Consider the following 15,497-nt stretch of genomic DNA (forward strand, 5'->3'; position numbering starts at 1 on the left):
TAGTTCCAAAAACACATCTGCCATGAACCATCACCTATGAACTATTCTACAAAACCGGTTTCTGCTCAAACGCTGGCCCTTCAGCGGTGTTGCCACCGCGGCCCTTTTCATCAAAGGCGCGGAATTTCACGGTGCCTTTAGCATCTACAGGGTTGGTGTAAACCTTGCTTTTTGCAGTAGGTTCACTGCCATCTGTAGTGTAGCGGATGGTTAGGCCCGGATATTGGATATTACTTTGGTATTTACCATCCTGAACGATTACACCCGGTTTGGGTATCCTGAAGCTGTAACCGCTGTTGTAGTAAGCCAAACGCGGCAATTCGCGTTTGCCCAATATATTCAGGAATTTGCTCCAATCCTGATTATAAAGTTCCCGGGCTTTAGCGGTATCTCTTTCTATGGCCCATGCCGGGTCTTTCGCCCAGGCCCGTTCGGCCAAGCCGATCAGTTTTGGGAATATCATATAATCCATCCGGTCGGCGGTTTTAACAGTTTCCGTCCACAGGGCACCTTGCAGGCCTATGATGTTGCCCTTGCCGTAATCGGTAAGGCGCTGTTTGCCTACAAACAGGTTGCGGTTTATGGGGAGGCCGTTCTTATCCACATCGGCATTTTTGAAATAATCGTACGGAATAAAAGAGAAGAACTTATCTATACCTAAAAACGCGCCCCAGTAGTAACCAGGCTCGTCGAAGGATTTATAGTTGGCCATATCGAAGTAGAGATTGGTAACGCAGGTAAGCACTACCTTGTAGCCGCCATTCGCCAATTTGTAGGCCAGGTCTTCCTGCCCGTCGCCCAGTACGTTGTTCCAAACATCTACCTGCATACCCTCGCCCACAAACTGGGGGTTGGATACGTAGGTACCTTGCCCGTCTACCAGCGTTTTGCGCAGGGCCATCTCTTCCCAGCCGGAAAGTTTGATATTGCGTTTTTTGAGGATATCGTTTACGCGGCCATAGAAATAGTACCACAGGTCGCCGGTGCTTTGTATCTCGGGATGACTGGCTTTCAGGGTCAGGTACGCAGGCGATTTTTCCCAAACATGAGCAGGTACCTCATCGCCACCAAAATGGATAGCAGGCAGTGGGGCGTTGGCATCTTTGTAGATGTTTACCAAATCGCCTACCACGGTTTCTATGTAGTTATAGGTGGATGGCAGCGATACATCAATCACGTTATCGTTCCAGTACTGTACCGAGCGATAGTCCGACTTGTCGTTCAAATCGCGCAGCAGGTAACGTTCTGCGCCTGCTTTATCGCCGGCAGCCAGTAAATGCTCGTAGCGCACGTCCATAGCTTTGATAGAGGCGCGGGCATGGCCGGGGGTTTCTATCTCGGGGATAACGGTCACATGGCGCTCGGTGGCGTATTTCAATATTTCTATGTATTCGGCCCGGGTGTAAAAGCCGGTGCCGGCGGTATTGCTAAAATCGGGACCTGAGCCATGCGAGGCGGGCAGGTTGGTTTTGCTATCCAGCGTATGGCCGCGTTTAGAGCCAATGGCCGTCAGTTCGGGCAGGGAGGGTATCTCAATCCGCCAGCCTTCGTCATCGGTAAGGTGCAGGTGCAGGGTGTTCAGCTTGTACACGGCCATCAGGTTTATCAGCTTCAATACCTGTTGCTTACTTTGGAAATTACGTGCTACATCCAACATCACGGCGCGGTAGGGGAAACGCGGGGCGTCGCTCACTTCCAGGCAAGGTACGGTGATAGCCGCCTGTGGTTTTATCCATGGCGCTGCGCTGATGGCGGTTTTGAACGACTGGATGCCGTAGAACAACCCGGCGGGGGTAGCGGCAGTTATCGTCATGCCATCGGGTGTTATGCTGAGCTTGTAAGCTTCGGCACCCAGACTGACATCCTTTTTAAAGGTTATTTTTTTGGTGGTCGATGTGCCTTTTAGCTTGCTACCCAAGAGTTTTTCTATACCCGTTATAAAGTAGCGCTTCTCATTGTCGAAGAGTGGGTCGCTGATGATGCTGACCGCATTGGTGATGATGAAACTGCCCGCATTTTCCTGATAGCTTACCGGCGTAGGGATGATTTTCTGCAAGTCGGCAGCGGGGATATCCAGTATAGTTTTGTTTTGGTTGTAAAGAATTTCGGGGGTAATGAGGCCCTGGTAAGTCGGGTTGAAAGGGGCAACGGTGAACCCGCCGAGGGCGTAGCCTTTTGCAGGTTCGGCATCCCAAACCAGGTAGGGGCCTTCGATGGCATCAGTAAAATTCACCACCGGCGATTCGCAAACGTACTCTATACGGCCGGTTTCGCCGGGTTTTATCTCCTGGAATTTGGCGTTGGGGGTGATGCTGTACAAGTCGCCGTTTACCTGCGCGATGGTGGCGTTGCCACTGGTAGCATCCGGAAGGAAATTGCGCGAGGAGTTGAAGTAGAACTTCCAGCCGCCGGCGGGCAGGCTGGTTTTACCTTTGTTGGTGATGATGATGGCCGTGAGCGCCTCCTGCTTGTTTTTGTAGTTATTATCTACCACCTGCCAACTGATGTACAAATCTTTGGCATGGAACTTCGGCTCGTCGCCGGTTGCGGCGAAAGCATGTAGGTGGACAGCAGCAACAAGCAGCAGGATAATAATACGGCGCATACGTTAATTATATTAGGTTGAGAACCGTAAATATAATCAAAATATCGATTTACAATGTTGGCTTAACTTTTTAAAATATTTTTTAAAGTACGAATTTTATCCATCCCTCACCCTCATTGCCGAAGATGAATTGCTTAGGGTGCAGTATTTCGGCCAGTATCTCTACCGAATCTACTATGCGCGGGCCGGGGCGGTTAAAGTATTGGTTGCCATCGGCGATGTAGATGCGGTTGTTTTTCACGGCTTTTAAATCCGCGAAACAGGTTTGATGCAACAAAATGTCGATTTCGCGCATGGTGCGCTCGATGGAGAACCCGCAGGGCATCAGGATGATTACATCCGGGTCGGCAGCTTGTATATCGGCCCAATTTACATAAGGTGAGTGCTTGCCTTGCTGCGCTAATACGGGTACGCCGCCGGCAATTGTCACCAGCTCGGGCACCCAATTGCCTGATACCATCATCGGTTCCAGCCATTCAATGCAGGCTACGGTTGGTTGATTTTCCAGGAATTTCAGCTTATGGCGAATGATATCTACCCGTTCCTGCAAATCCTCTATGAGCGTTTCGCCGGCGTCGGAGGCATCCAGCGCGGCGGCTACTGTGCTTATATCATTAAAGATATCCTCCAGGCTATTGGGTTGCAGGGAGATGATTCGGGCTGGGTTATCCAGATAGTCCGTCAAAGCCAGCTCCACTTCCGGCAAGGAAACGGCGCATACTTCGCATTGCGCCTGGGTGATGACCACATCAGGCTGCAATTCTTTGATTACCTCGCGTTTTACGGTGTACACGGATAAAGCATCGGCCAGCAACTCTTTTACTTTTACGTCGATAGCAGCACTGCTCAGGCCATCGGGGAAGTTGGCTTCCGAACATACGGGCAGGGCTTTTACGGCTTCGGGGTAGTCGCACTCATGCGAGCGGCCCACCAGGCTGCTTTCGAGGCCCAGGGCGCATACGATTTCGGTAGCGGCAGGTAAAAGGGAGACTATTTTATGAGCGGACATATTATTCAGTTTGTACCTGGCAGTCTTCAGTTTGCAGGAAACTGCCTTGCCAATATTTAAGCTGCAAATATGCGAAATTTATACATGGCCGACCAGCACCTGCCCTTGGCTTTTTAAGGGTGTTCCACTTTTTTGCGTGGAACACTAATTTTTAAATGTGCATTGATTATCAGTGTTTTACATTATTTTGCGGGACACTTTGGAACACCCCGGTTGTTTAAGTAACCGATGTAATAGGCTTGTTTGCAATAAGTTGATAAAAACAGGTAAATTAATGCCGGTGTTCGGCGCTGGAACACTTGTGTAAAGCTATCACAGGATTTTTCGGCATCAGCGTTGCCACTGCAAATGTTTGCTTAATTGCTATCTTTACCGCCAATGATATTCCTAACCTTACTTGCCGGGGTAATAGCCAACTTTATAGGTTACATACCGCCGGGCAATATCAACCTTACGCTGGTACAGATAACCATAAACCGGGGCCTTAAGCAGGCCATGCAGTTTATCATAGCTTTCTCCTGCGTGGAATTTATTTTTACCTACGTGGTGATGCTGGGCGCCAAATGGCTCTCAGAAGAAGTAAGGCTGGATACCATTATCGACTGGATAATGACGGTGCTGTTCGGCACGCTGGCTGCCATTACCTGGGCCAACCGCAACAAGCCACCCAAAACCACCTATTCGCAGCACGCCAGCATCAAATATGGCATATTGCTGGGCTTTTTAAACCCCATGCAAATCCCCTTCTGGATGGTGACCGGCACCTACCTCATCACCCACGAATGGATAGACGATAAACCGCTCGACCTGGTGTTCTTCAGCATCGGCTCTGCTGTCGGGTCTTTTCTCGCGCTGTTTTTATACGCCCGCTTTGCCCGCTTCCTGCAACGCAAATTTGAACTGAGTACCAAAATTATCGATACCAGCATCGCCATCCTGTTCTTCGGCTTTGCGCTTTACCATGTTTTTAAGCAGGTGTATCTGGTGTTTTTTAAACATTAAGGTTATGGAGGGATGTAATATGAAAGCAGGATTTTTTTTATTAATGGCCATCATCTTGTTGGGGTGCAACTTTAAAAACACTAATACCCCGATTAAAAAAGCTAGTTTGATTACACACCAGGACAGCATTTTCCTAGGCGGATGGACAACCTGCGAAAGCAAATCCGGCGACATGATGATTACCAGGAACTCATGCATCAGGTGGCTTTTTCAGGCAAACCATTGCGGTTTTGTGGGCTTGGAAGAAGCCACCTTACACTTCGATTGGCGTGTAGCCGGCGATACGCTTTACATCAGGAACAAAATCGGAAATTTGTTTATAGAGAATGGCAAATATGCATTCAAAGAACAGAAGAACGGTAATGATAGGATAGTTGTAATTTCAGATTCTGCGCAACGAGAAGAATATTATCTTAGCGGCCCACCAAAATAGTGAGGTTTTCCTGCTCCCCCTTCAGGGGGCCGGGGGGCTTGGCTTAGTACCCACATTCCATATCTTCTCCGCTTTGCGGCCAACCAGCCAAAAGGATAGGGCCAGGATAGAAAAGAACAGCGTTTTATTGGTGCCATCCCAAAAGTATTCGAAGTATTTGGTGTACAGGAATATGATAAGGAACGTAATGCCGAACTCGCGCGCTATAGCATCCTTACTTTTTAAGCCGTACAGCAAAAAGCCCCCGGCCACTACCGCCGAAATGATGCCCCAGTAAAACAGGTTAAGTTGCTTGATACGCCACCAGGTATCTAAACTGCCGTAATTGCCGAATATGCTGAACAGCCAAAGCGACATAAACAAATACAGCATGCCCACCACATAGGTAAGTTCCCAAAAAAAAGTGAACCATTTTTGCTTCTTGAGGATATGGCAGGCGGCAACAAGTAACAAGCCGAATACAATGAATCGCAGGGGGTAGTTCATACCGAAGAAGTAAAGCGCCCAATTGGTTTGGTAACCAGTTTCGGTGCCGAACCAGCTACCGAGCGATACCAGCGCGAACAGCCAAATGAGCCGCGAATTCAGGTGCCAGGCTAAAAAACCATACACCAATACCGAAAACAGGAACAGCAGCGAATAATGCCCCGAGCCGTTATCAAATGTTTTGCCCAAATAGGCAATACAGCATGCAGTGGCAAAAACGCCCATGAAGATAATGGCCTCATTGCTAAACACCGTTTGTGGATAAAGTTTTTCACGTCGGCGGCCAAGGTAAAACAGGCCCACGGCGGCAACGGCCGATAGGATGGCGATAACGATATCCGGTGTATCGTACAGCTTTTTAAGCCAGTTAATAACGGCATCATCTACGATAAGCGAACCCACGGCTACCGCCCCACACAGTAGCGCCACCCAAAACGAGTATTTGGCCAGCCGCATCCAGTCGAATCCTTTTATATCGTAGGAATCGCGCAGTTTGGCAGCCTGCTCCGCATCTACCAAATGGTTCTTTTCCCAATGGGCGATGGTGCTGTCCAGGAATTCGCTTTCCTGCTTATCTAGGTTGAGTTTGGCCATGTTATGCTGATTGCAGCAATGATAATAATTTGAACCGACACGAATTTCAGTAATTAATCCTGATTAATACAAATGCGCGTAGGTTAAAACTTTAAAGCAGAGAGATATTTTTTCCACCCATGAAACATCCCAGGGCGCAATGTCGCCAGGTTGAGCTTTTTTATCTCGCAAAGCCGCCAAGGCCGCAAGGTAACAGGGAAATCGCGTTTAAACTAGTCGATGATTAGGAGGCACCTCCCGAGCCAGGAATTTGTTGTAGGATCTTTGGCTCCGTAGGTGCCTCCTATTTAAAAGCGATTGCCCTGATAGCAGTTGGCAGTTGGCACTCGCATTAATTTGTAATACTTATATTTGCAGACTTTATCAGTACGCAAACTGCGTAGCTGATAAAGCAAACTGAATTGATAACTGCCCACTGCTAGCTGAAAACTGCAAACTGAATAAATGATCCAACTCCTTACACCAACCCACTGGAAAGATTACGAGCTGATTGATTGCGGCGACTTTGAAAAACTGGAACGGTTTGGCAATATCGTACTCATACGCCCCGAGCCGCAAGCCGTTTGGAGCAAAACCCTCAGTGCCGATCAGTGGCAAAAGATACACCATATCAAATTCAAGGGCCGATCTGCCACCGCGGGCGACTGGGTAAAGAAAGACCCTAAAACACCCGACCGCTGGCACATAGAATACAAAAACGACGATGTTGCCATCAAATTCCGCTTGGGTTTAACTTCGTTTAAACACCTCGGCATCTTCCCGGAGCAGGCTGTAAACTGGGATTATATCTCTGATAATATCAAGCGGTTCAAAACGCCAACGCCTAAGGTGCTTAACCTGTTCGCCTACACCGGCGGTGCATCGCTCATAGCCAAAGCAGCCGGTGCCGATACCACCCACGTAGATTCCATAAAGCAGGTAGTTACCTGGGCCAACGAAAACCAGGAACTATCGGGTATCAAAGATATTCGCTGGATGGTAGAGGATGCGCTGAAATTTGTTAAGCGCGAGGTGAAGCGTGGCAAAACCTATAACGGTATTATACTGGATCCGCCGGCATATGGCAACGGCCCCAACGGCGAAAAATGGAAGTTGGAAGATAACATCAACGAAATGATGAGCGATGTGATACAGCTGCTTGATCCGGAGGAGCATTTCCTTATCCTCAACACTTATTCACTGGGCTTTTCATCCGTAATCATCGAAAATCTCATCAAAAATGCCTTCCCCAAGGTAGCTAATTTAGAGATAGGCGAGCTTTACCTGCAGGCAACTGCAGGCCCCAAATTGCCCCTGGGCGTATTTGGGAAATTTTATAAAAATATAGCCCGATAGCCCGCCGATTCTATATCTTTACACGAATTATATTTATCTAAATATTAATAAAATAGCCCCCGCTAAGCTACGCAACGTAAAAACATTACTATATCTATGAAATTAAGAAAACTGTTCTTCCCGGCTATGCTTGTGCTGTGCACGGTTGTATTTTTCACTAACTGCACCTCGGGTACGGGCGAAAAGGCTAAAGATAAAAAAGGCGATACAACAGCCAAAAATACTGCTGATAGCCCCGATACGCTGAGCGTGGTAAAATCGAGCTACCCACCAACAGATAAAGTACTGTACGATTCGTTGCTGAAATTCAACGCCCACGGCGATACCAGCGGCCGCTGGCCGGTTAAAAACCAGCCTACCCCACTTGGCGGCGCCATTTTGCCATTTAAGCGCGTGGTGGCCTATTACGGCAACCTGTACTCTAAAAAAATGGGAATCCTTGGCGAACTGCCGCCAAAAGAAATGCTTGCTAAACTAAAAGGCGAGGTGAAAGCCTGGGAAAAAGCCGACCCCAAAACGCCTGTACAGCCGGCACTGCATTACATAGCCGTTGTGGCCCAGGGCGCAGCCGGAAAAGACGGCAAATACCGTTACCGCATGCCGTTTAAACAAATAGACAGCGTTTTAGCCATGGCAAAAACGGCGCACGCGATTGTTTTCCTTGATGTGCAGGTGTCTTTAAGCACTATACAACAGGAGTTACCGTTATTTGAGCCATACCTGAAAATGCCACAAGTACACTTTGGCATGGACCCGGAATTTTCTATGAAAGACGGCAGCAAGCCCGGTAAAAAAATAGGTACATATGATGCTGCAGATATCAACTTTGTATCTGATTACCTTGCCAAAATCGTTAAGAAGAACGGCCTGCCGCCAAAAATCCTGGTGGTGCATCGTTTCACTAAAAAAATGGTGACCAATTACAAAAATATCAAATTGCGCCCCGAGGTACAGGTAGTAATGGATATGGACGGCTGGGGCGAACCCGACCTGAAAACCGGCACTTACCGCTACTTTATCGATCGTGAGCCGGTACAGTTCACCGGTTTTAAATTGTTTTACAAAAACGATATCAAGAAAAAACCATTCCACATGCTTACCCCAACTGAGGTATTGAATAATTACAAACCGTACCCTATTTATATACAGTACCAGTAAATAGTTGGTGAATAGAGAATGGTGAGTAGTGAATGGTTGTAATACCATTACTACTCACCATTTTTATTTTATGGAATTAGCGAATTATTTAAAATAGGCTTTATTTCGCACTATGCTTAACCATTCACCACTCTCTGCTCACCAATCAACCATTAAATGGGGTATCATCGGTTGCGGGCGCATTGCGCATCGCTTTATGCTGGGCCTTAATTCTTTGCCCGGTAATGAGCTGGCGGCTTCATGGTCGCGCAGGGCGGAGACGGTGGATGCCTTTGTAGCCCAATATGGCGGCTTGGCCTGCACTAGTGTAGATGAGTTGCTTGCCGGCGATATAGATGCCGTGTACATTGCCACCCTACCCAACAGCCATGCCGAATACTGCATCAAAGCCTTAAATGCCGGCAAGCCGGTGCTTTGCGAGAAACCCGCCACCCTTAACCTGCCCGAACTGGATAAGGTGCTTGCCGTAGCACGCGAAAAGAAGCTGCTGTTTATGGAAGGTATGAAACCGCCCTTCTTCCCCTTGTACCGTAAACTTATAGAATACGTAGCACAGTACCCGATAGGCCGTGTGGCGTATGTGCGCGCGGGCTCCTCCGTGGCAGATATAGACCGCAACCACCCCAACTTTAGCTACGAACTGGCCGGCGGCAGCCTGATGGGCATCGCCATTTACGAGGCCTACCTGGCTATCGCCTGGCTGGGCGAGGCAAAAGAGATACAAGCAATGGGTTATATTGATGATACCCGGATAGATATGTTCAGCATATTTCAAAGCAGGCACGAGCATGGTTATGCGCAGGTGTACTGCGGCTTCGATTTGCACGGCAAGGGCGATGCCTTGATTTGCGGCACCCTGGGCCATATCACCATCCACAAAAATTGGTGGAACCCCGCCAAAGCCACCATCAACTACCTCGATGGCCGCACCGTTATGCTTGATGAACCCTTTACCGATGGCGGCCTCAACTACGAAATAGCGCACTTTGTGGAGCTGCTTCGCGCAGGCGAGGTGGAGAGCCCAATTATTCCTTATGAAATGTCGCGCGGGATGATTGGGATGATAGATGAAGCAAGAAAGCAGGTGGGGTTGAAGTTTTTGGGGGAGTAGTAAGATCATCCCTACCCGTCATACCTAACCACCGCGTCATTGCGAGCGCAGCGTGGCAACCCTCGGCAAGCAAAGGCACTTTGCAAGTCTGGCTTGCATAGCCTCTCGGCTTACCGGACCTTCCACCCGATGATTGCCACGCTATCGCTCGCAAGGACGAGGTGGTTAAACAAAGAAATCCGGCTCGTTGAACCGGATTTCTTTGTTTCTTAATCAATCCCCCTAAACAACCTGCTCCAGCGGATTTTGCCGAGGAAGGAGGCGTTATCATCCCAACTCATCCAGATGAAGAGGGCTTTACCTACGATATGGTCCTCGGGTACGAAACCCCAGAAACGCGAATCGGCAGAATCGTGGCGGTTATCGCCCATCATCCAGTAATAATTCATCTTAAAGGTGTAGGTGGTGGTTTTTTGACCGTTTATCTTTATTTCGCCGTTTTGTATCTCTAGCTTGTTGCCCTCGTAAACTTCAATGGCTCGGCCGTAAACCGGCAAGGTAAGGCTATCCAGCTTTACGGTCCATCCTTTTTGGGGAATGATAATAGGGCCGAAGTTATCTACGTTCCAGTTAAAATCTTTGTCGCTGGCGTGCAGCTTGTATTGCGGCGTAGCAGCGGGGAACACCGGGTTAGATGGGTCGGCAGCACCGGGTTGTTTGATGTTTGCCGTGATAGATTTGATGTTTGAAAAGGCCCGTACCTTATCGGCAGATGCCTTGGTCATGGTTGGGCCAGCACCGTTATCGTATTGGGTTATCTTCAGGTCGTCGGTTATCTCGGGGTTAAGGTCGGTACCGTTATTTACGATGGTGTAATCGGTTTGCTCGCCCGGCGGGTTAGGCATGGCTTTGCCGTTTACGTACACCTGGGCATGCAGCAGGGCAATGGTATCGCCGGGGGCACCCTGGCAGCGTTTAATGTAGTTTTCGCGTTTATCTACCGGGCGGTTAAATGGTGCATCGGCCTCCATCGGGTAGTTAAACACAACTACGTCGCCTTTCTTCACTTCGCCAAGGCCAGGTAGGCGATAGTAAGGCAGTTTAAGGCCGTCCCAATAGGCTTTTGTACCCAGCAGCGGCATAGTATGGTGCGCAAAAGGGAACGCTACCGGCGTCATGGGCGTACGTGCGCCATAGTTAACCTTGCTCACGAACAAGAAATCGCCCACCAGCAGCGAGCGCTCCATCGAAGGCGTAGGGATGGTATAGGCCTCAATGAATAATGTACGGATAAGCGTAGCCGCAACCACCGCAAAGATGATAGCTTCCGTCCACTCGCGGCCCGATGATTTGGCAAGTTTTTTTTGATGCTTGTCTTTAAACTCCTGGGTAGCAGATGGCCCCCAATAGGTAGTTTCTTTGTCGAAACCCCATTTTGGTAAGAATACAAATGGCAATACAACTGCACCAATTATCTGGCCAAGGCTAAGTTTGCCGTACGATTTAACAAAATCGACAGTGATACCAATAACAACCAAAAAATTTATTCCCGGTATCAATAGCAAAAACCACCACCAAACAGGCCTGCCGCTTAGTTCTATCATGGTGTACGCATTGTAAAACGGTATGATAGCCTTCCAGCCGGGAACGCCGGCTTTTTCGAATAATTTCCAAAGGCCAATAATCTGTAATACGATGAGTATAAAAAAGGCAACAAAAAATCCTACGATATTCACTTTATGATGGCGTTAAACATTAAAATTAAACATATCCTCTACCGAATAAAAACCTTGTTTATCCTGCACCCATTCGGCGGCTAAAACGGCACCCAGGGCAAAACCGTTGCGGTTGTGTGCGGTGTGCTTAAATTCGATGGTATCTACTTCCGAGTCGTAAATTACGGTGTGGGTGCCGGGCACGCTATCTATGCGGTGGCTTTCTATCAGTAGCTGATCGGCAGCTACGGCGCTTTCTTCGGGCGTTGGGCCGCCTGTTAGGATATTTACCCATTCTTTCTTCGCATCCAGGTTATCCAGGATGCCTTCGGCGATGGTTATGGCTGTTCCGCTGGGCGAATCGAGCTTCTGCATGTGGTGTATCTCCTCCACCTGCACATCGTAGTACGGGTAGTTGTTCATCAGTTTGGCCAGCAGCTTATTCACGTGAAAAAAGATATTCACCCCAACGCTAAAGTTGGTGCCATACAGCACGGTGCCCTCGGTGTCTTCGCATTTTTGCTGTACCGAAGCCAGCATATTGTGCCAGCCGGTGGTGCCTACTACTACAGGCACGCCCGCTTCGAGGCAGGTATTTATATTATCCAGCACCGTGCCCGGCGTGCTAAACTCTATGGCCACATCGGCCTGTTGCAGGTTCTCTACGGTAAGTTCGTGCTGGTTGTCTTTATCTATTTTCAGTACGATCTGGTGTTGACGGCTCAGGGCTATGCTCTCGATAATCTTGCCCATTTTACCGTACCCTAATAATGCGATTTTCATCCTTATATCTTATTGCGGCTTACTATTTAAGCGTAAAGGTAATTTTTATACCCGGAATATACGCACCATTAAAATTTGATGCATAAACAGGCTGATTGATGAAACCGGGTGTAACCCGCATGGATAGGTTGTTATCTACCGTATAAGAGCTGATGAACTTGGCATCGATGTAGGCATCTATGGCCTGTATGCCCCAAACAGCCAGTATGCCCAGTATGCTTATATCGCGGTTGCGCAGGTAATTGTCAGATGCATCGGCAAGGGTTTGGTAATCGTAGCGGCTATACTGATCGTATTCCGCCTTGTATTTAACATACAGCGGGTATAGGGGGCTGGTTTCGGCGGGTATTTGGCCCGTGCCCACTTTGGTCAGTTTGGCCAGGGCCAAAAATTGCTTAAAATACTGTTGGTTGTAAATTACGGCAGCACCCAAAAGGCCAAGGCCACCGTATATCAGCGGCACTTTCCAATACTTTTTGTTATACACCTGCCCCCAACCGGGTACGAAGAGCGACCGCTTTACCGCCAGGCTGGGTATATGCGTACTATCAGGGTGGTAAACCTTTTCCTTTTTTATTTTGGGCGCGAAGGTGCTATGCACAACGGTATCGCGCTTAATAACTTTAACGGTATCCTTTGCCCTAACAAGCGTATCGGCAGTTTGCGCACGGCACATGCCCGCAATGGTCAGGAAAAGCAAGATAACGAAACTTTGTTTAAGCATAATTTACCAGTCCAGCATTTCCAGTATGCGCCCCAGGTCGTCTTCTGATAGGAACGGGATTTCTATTGATCCATTGCCCTGGGTGTTAACTTTTAGCTTAACCCTGGTGCTGAATTTAGAAGCCAGTTCGTCCTGTATCTTTTGCATCTGGAAAGGTAGCGGCTCGGGCTGCTTGCCCTCGCGCTTATTGGGTGCCTGCTGTATATCGCGCGCCATCTCTTCGGCACGGCGAACGGATAGGCCCTGCTTTACGATCTGCTGGTGTATAAAGAGTTGCGTGGTGGCATCGTCAACCGCCAATAAAGCTTTGGCATGGCCCATGCTTATCTCGCCATCGCGCAGGGATATTTGTATGGTTGGCGGCAATTTAAGCAAGCGCAGGTAGTTGGTCACCGTGCTGCGGTTTTTGCTTACTCGGTCGCCAAGTTCTTCTTGCTTCAGCTTCAGCTCGTCTATCATCCGCTGAAAGCTCAGGGCCACCTCAATGGCGTTCAGGTCTTCGCGCTGTATATTTTCTATCAGTGCCATTTCCAGCATCTGCTGGTCGTTGGCGCTGCGGATGTAGGCGGGTATCTGTGTAAGCCCGGCCAGTTTGCTGGCGCGCAGCCTGCGTTCGCCCGATATGAGCTGGTAGCTGTGCGCGTTGATGCGTCTAACGGTGATAGGCTGTATAAGGCCCTGCAGCTTGATAGATGCGCTCAGGTCGGCAAGGGCCTGATCGTCGAATTCGGTACGGGGCTGAAAAGGGTTTACCTCAATCTCGCTTATCTTCACTTCACCTATGTTACCAAGGCTTTGCGTTTCAGATACGGGCCCGCCGGGCGTTGTTTGCCTGCCGGTGACTGTGCCTGTGTTTACGCTCGGCGAATCGTTCAATAGCGCGCTTAGGCCCTTACCCAGGGCGTTTCTTTTCTCTACACTCATAGGGCTTATGCGGTTTGGGTAGTAGCCAGTTCTTCGTCTTTCACCAGGCCATTTTTGCGGATGATCTCGCGGGCCAGGTTAAGGTAATTTACCGCGCCTTTGCAATTAGCATCGTGCATAATTACCGATACCCCGAAGCTCGGAGCTTCGCTCAGGCGGGTATTACGCTGTATGATGGTTTCGAAAACCATATCCTCAAAGTGGGTCTTTACCTCATCAACCACCTGGTTTGATAAGCGCAGGCGCACATCATACATGGTCAGCAAAATACCTTCTATCTGCAGGGCGGTATTCAGGCGCGTTTGTACAATTTTGATAGTATTGAGCAATTTGCCCAAACCCTCCAATGCAAAGTACTCGCACTGTACGGGTATGATCACAGAATCTGCAGCGGTAAGGGCGTTAATGGTAATTAAACCCAACGATGGTGAGCAATCTATAATAATAAAATCGTATTCGTTGCGGATGCTCTCCAATACCGCTTTCATCTTAAACTCGCGGTTGGTGAGGTTTATCATCTCTATCTCGGCACCCACCAGGTCTATATGCGCAGGCAGCAGATCGAGGTTGGGAGTATCTGTTTTCTGGATAGCCTCGTGCGGATCGATATCATTAATGATACACTCGTAGATGCTGTTTTTGATATTACGCGGATCGAAACCTATACCTGATGTGGAATTGGCCTGCGGATCGGCATCGAGCAGCAAGGTTTTGTAATCAAGCACTGCTAAACTCGCTGCCAGGTTTATGGATGACGTTGTTTTACCAACGCCGCCTTTCTGATTGGCCAAAGCTATTATCTTACCCATTATATATATCCAAAATTAATTAAGCGGTTTATTTGAACGTAAAAACACAGCAGAAATTTTTTCGTTTGCCCTGTTTTTTATCCGCGATAAAGATACGCATTAAAACAATTCAGAATTCCACAGCATTTGTCAACTTACAAACAAATTAGGGGCCGTTTAGCTGTTTATTCCCCAATTGCATGGGCTATTTGTTGATTTAGTGATTTATAGAGCGTTACTTTGCGGCTCATCGATAGATGAGTTATTTAGTGCTTTTGGCTAACCGCGAAGCCACGATATTTCACGATGTACAATAATACTGTTACACGCTAAATCACACATTAAAAAATTCATTAAAAAGCCAGATGATCACCATCATATCGGGCACCAACCGCCCCAATAGCTCTACTTACAAGCTCTCGCTTTACTACCAAAAGCGGCTGGCCGAAAAAGGCGTGCAGGCTAATCTGCTGCCGCTTACCGATTTACCCGCAACCCTCATCGGTACCGATCTTTACGGCAAACGCAGCGAGGAATTCGCTAAGATACAGCAGCAGATTACCGATACCGATAAGTTCCTCTTCGTGATACCCGAGTACAACGGCAGTTTCCCCGGCGTGCTGAAAGTACTGATAGATGCCTGCGATTTCCCGGCGAGTTTTTATGAGAAGAAAGCTGCGCTGGTTGGGCTATCCTCGGGCAAGTACGGCAACATCCGCGGCGTAGACCACTTTACTGGCATTTGCAATTATATCCATCTGCATGTAATGCCGCTGAAGATTCATATAGCTGCCATCAAATCCGAATTCGATGCGGAGGGCAACCTGTTTTTACCCGATACCCTGAAATTTACCGACGAGCAGATAGATAAGTTTATCAGGTTTTAATAC

The 15,497-nt window shown here is 48.4% G+C and carries 14 protein-coding genes; 6 read left to right on the forward strand and 8 right to left on the reverse strand.

Features of this window, described 5'->3' with window-relative positions; all coding sequences use genetic code 11:
- Positions 1-46: 46 nt before the first annotated feature.
- A complete protein-coding gene (locus tag AC1DXC_RS00610; protein ID WP_477457181.1) occupies positions 47-2,605 on the reverse strand; it encodes a family 20 glycosylhydrolase in 2,559 nt (852 codons plus the stop codon).
- Positions 2,606-2,687: 82 nt separating this feature from the next.
- Positions 2,688-3,614 carry a cobalamin-binding protein gene (locus AC1DXC_RS00615; RefSeq protein ID WP_477457182.1) on the reverse strand — a complete coding sequence of 309 codons (927 nt, stop codon included), beginning with the start codon at positions 3,612-3,614 and terminating at the stop codon, positions 2,688-2,690.
- A gap of 378 nt (positions 3,615-3,992) precedes the next feature.
- Between AC1DXC_RS00615 and AC1DXC_RS00620 the strand changes: the two genes are divergently transcribed.
- Both AC1DXC_RS00620 and AC1DXC_RS00625 read left to right on the forward strand, forming a co-directional pair.
- A complete protein-coding gene (locus AC1DXC_RS00620; RefSeq protein WP_477457183.1) occupies positions 3,993-4,616 on the forward strand; it encodes a LysE family translocator in 624 nt (207 codons plus the stop codon).
- Between the two features lie 106 nt (positions 4,617-4,722).
- On the forward strand, positions 4,723-5,049 hold the full coding sequence (locus tag AC1DXC_RS00625) for a hypothetical protein (RefSeq protein ID WP_477457184.1): 327 nt from the start codon (positions 4,723-4,725) through the stop codon (positions 5,047-5,049).
- Positions 5,050-5,070: 21 nt separating this feature from the next.
- On the opposite strand, the gene AC1DXC_RS00630 is transcribed toward AC1DXC_RS00625, so the two are convergent.
- Complete coding sequence (locus AC1DXC_RS00630; RefSeq protein WP_477457185.1) at positions 5,071-6,129, reverse strand: DUF2157 domain-containing protein; 1,059 nt, start codon at positions 6,127-6,129, stop codon at positions 5,071-5,073.
- A gap of 444 nt (positions 6,130-6,573) precedes the next feature.
- Between AC1DXC_RS00630 and AC1DXC_RS00635 the strand changes: the two genes are divergently transcribed.
- The 3 genes from AC1DXC_RS00635 (at position 6,574) to AC1DXC_RS00645 (ending at position 9,733) form a co-directional block, all read left to right on the forward strand.
- Positions 6,574-7,464: a class I SAM-dependent methyltransferase gene (locus AC1DXC_RS00635; protein ID WP_477457186.1), complete on the forward strand. Its 891-nt coding sequence runs from the start codon at positions 6,574-6,576 to the stop codon at positions 7,462-7,464.
- 96 nt (positions 7,465-7,560) lie between these two features.
- Positions 7,561-8,622: a hypothetical protein gene (locus AC1DXC_RS00640; protein ID WP_477457187.1), complete on the forward strand. Its 1,062-nt coding sequence runs from the start codon at positions 7,561-7,563 to the stop codon at positions 8,620-8,622.
- Between the two features lie 112 nt (positions 8,623-8,734).
- A complete protein-coding gene (locus AC1DXC_RS00645) occupies positions 8,735-9,733 on the forward strand; it encodes a Gfo/Idh/MocA family protein (protein WP_477457188.1) in 999 nt (332 codons plus the stop codon).
- A gap of 209 nt (positions 9,734-9,942) precedes the next feature.
- Here the strand turns inward: AC1DXC_RS00645 and lepB are convergent, their stop codons facing one another.
- From lepB to AC1DXC_RS00670, 5 genes are read right to left on the reverse strand one after another with little or no spacing between them, the layout of a single operon-like run.
- Entirely contained in the window at positions 9,943-11,409 is a 1,467-nt protein-coding gene (gene lepB / locus AC1DXC_RS00650) for a signal peptidase I (RefSeq protein ID WP_477457189.1), read from the reverse strand.
- Positions 11,410-11,421: 12 nt separating this feature from the next.
- A complete protein-coding gene (dapB, locus tag AC1DXC_RS00655; protein WP_477457190.1) occupies positions 11,422-12,171 on the reverse strand; it encodes a 4-hydroxy-tetrahydrodipicolinate reductase in 750 nt (249 codons plus the stop codon).
- 22 nt (positions 12,172-12,193) lie between these two features.
- A complete protein-coding gene (locus tag AC1DXC_RS00660; protein WP_477457191.1) occupies positions 12,194-12,895 on the reverse strand; it encodes a DUF5683 domain-containing protein in 702 nt (233 codons plus the stop codon).
- A gap of 3 nt (positions 12,896-12,898) precedes the next feature.
- Positions 12,899-13,819 carry a ParB/RepB/Spo0J family partition protein gene (locus AC1DXC_RS00665; protein WP_477457192.1) on the reverse strand — a complete coding sequence of 307 codons (921 nt, stop codon included), beginning with the start codon at positions 13,817-13,819 and terminating at the stop codon, positions 12,899-12,901.
- Between the two features lie 5 nt (positions 13,820-13,824).
- A complete protein-coding gene (locus tag AC1DXC_RS00670; RefSeq protein ID WP_477457193.1) occupies positions 13,825-14,628 on the reverse strand; it encodes a ParA family protein in 804 nt (267 codons plus the stop codon).
- A gap of 344 nt (positions 14,629-14,972) precedes the next feature.
- On the opposite strand from AC1DXC_RS00670, the gene AC1DXC_RS00675 reads away from it, so the two are divergent.
- Complete coding sequence (locus AC1DXC_RS00675; protein WP_477457194.1) at positions 14,973-15,494, forward strand: NADPH-dependent FMN reductase; 522 nt, start codon at positions 14,973-14,975, stop codon at positions 15,492-15,494.
- The last annotated feature ends 3 nt before the right edge of the window (positions 15,495-15,497 follow it).

This window comes from Mucilaginibacter sp. P2_D11, from assembly GCF_056404435.1.

Bases quoted from the DNA above. Each gene is read 5' to 3' on its own strand.
- AC1DXC_RS00645 (WP_477457188.1), top strand. From the start codon at position 8,735: ATGCTTAACCATTCACCACTCTCTGCTCACCAATCAACCATTAAATGG.
- AC1DXC_RS00630 (WP_477457185.1), bottom strand. From the start codon at position 6,129: ATGGCCAAACTCAACCTAGATAAGCAGGAAAGCGAATTCCTGGACAGC.
- AC1DXC_RS00615 (WP_477457182.1), bottom strand. From the start codon at position 3,614: ATGTCCGCTCATAAAATAGTCTCCCTTTTACCTGCCGCTACCGAAATC.
- AC1DXC_RS00670 (WP_477457193.1), bottom strand. From the start codon at position 14,628: ATGGGTAAGATAATAGCTTTGGCCAATCAGAAAGGCGGCGTTGGTAAA.
- AC1DXC_RS00665 (WP_477457192.1), bottom strand. From the start codon at position 13,819: ATGAGTGTAGAGAAAAGAAACGCCCTGGGTAAGGGCCTAAGCGCGCTA.
- AC1DXC_RS00660 (WP_477457191.1), bottom strand. From the start codon at position 12,895: ATGCTTAAACAAAGTTTCGTTATCTTGCTTTTCCTGACCATTGCGGGC.
- dapB (WP_477457190.1), bottom strand. From the start codon at position 12,171: ATGAAAATCGCATTATTAGGGTACGGTAAAATGGGCAAGATTATCGAG.
- AC1DXC_RS00675 (WP_477457194.1), top strand. From the start codon at position 14,973: ATGATCACCATCATATCGGGCACCAACCGCCCCAATAGCTCTACTTAC.
- AC1DXC_RS00640 (WP_477457187.1), top strand. From the start codon at position 7,561: ATGAAATTAAGAAAACTGTTCTTCCCGGCTATGCTTGTGCTGTGCACG.
- AC1DXC_RS00620 (WP_477457183.1), top strand. From the start codon at position 3,993: ATGATATTCCTAACCTTACTTGCCGGGGTAATAGCCAACTTTATAGGT.
- AC1DXC_RS00610 (WP_477457181.1), bottom strand. From the start codon at position 2,605: ATGCGCCGTATTATTATCCTGCTGCTTGTTGCTGCTGTCCACCTACAT.
- AC1DXC_RS00635 (WP_477457186.1), top strand. From the start codon at position 6,574: ATGATCCAACTCCTTACACCAACCCACTGGAAAGATTACGAGCTGATT.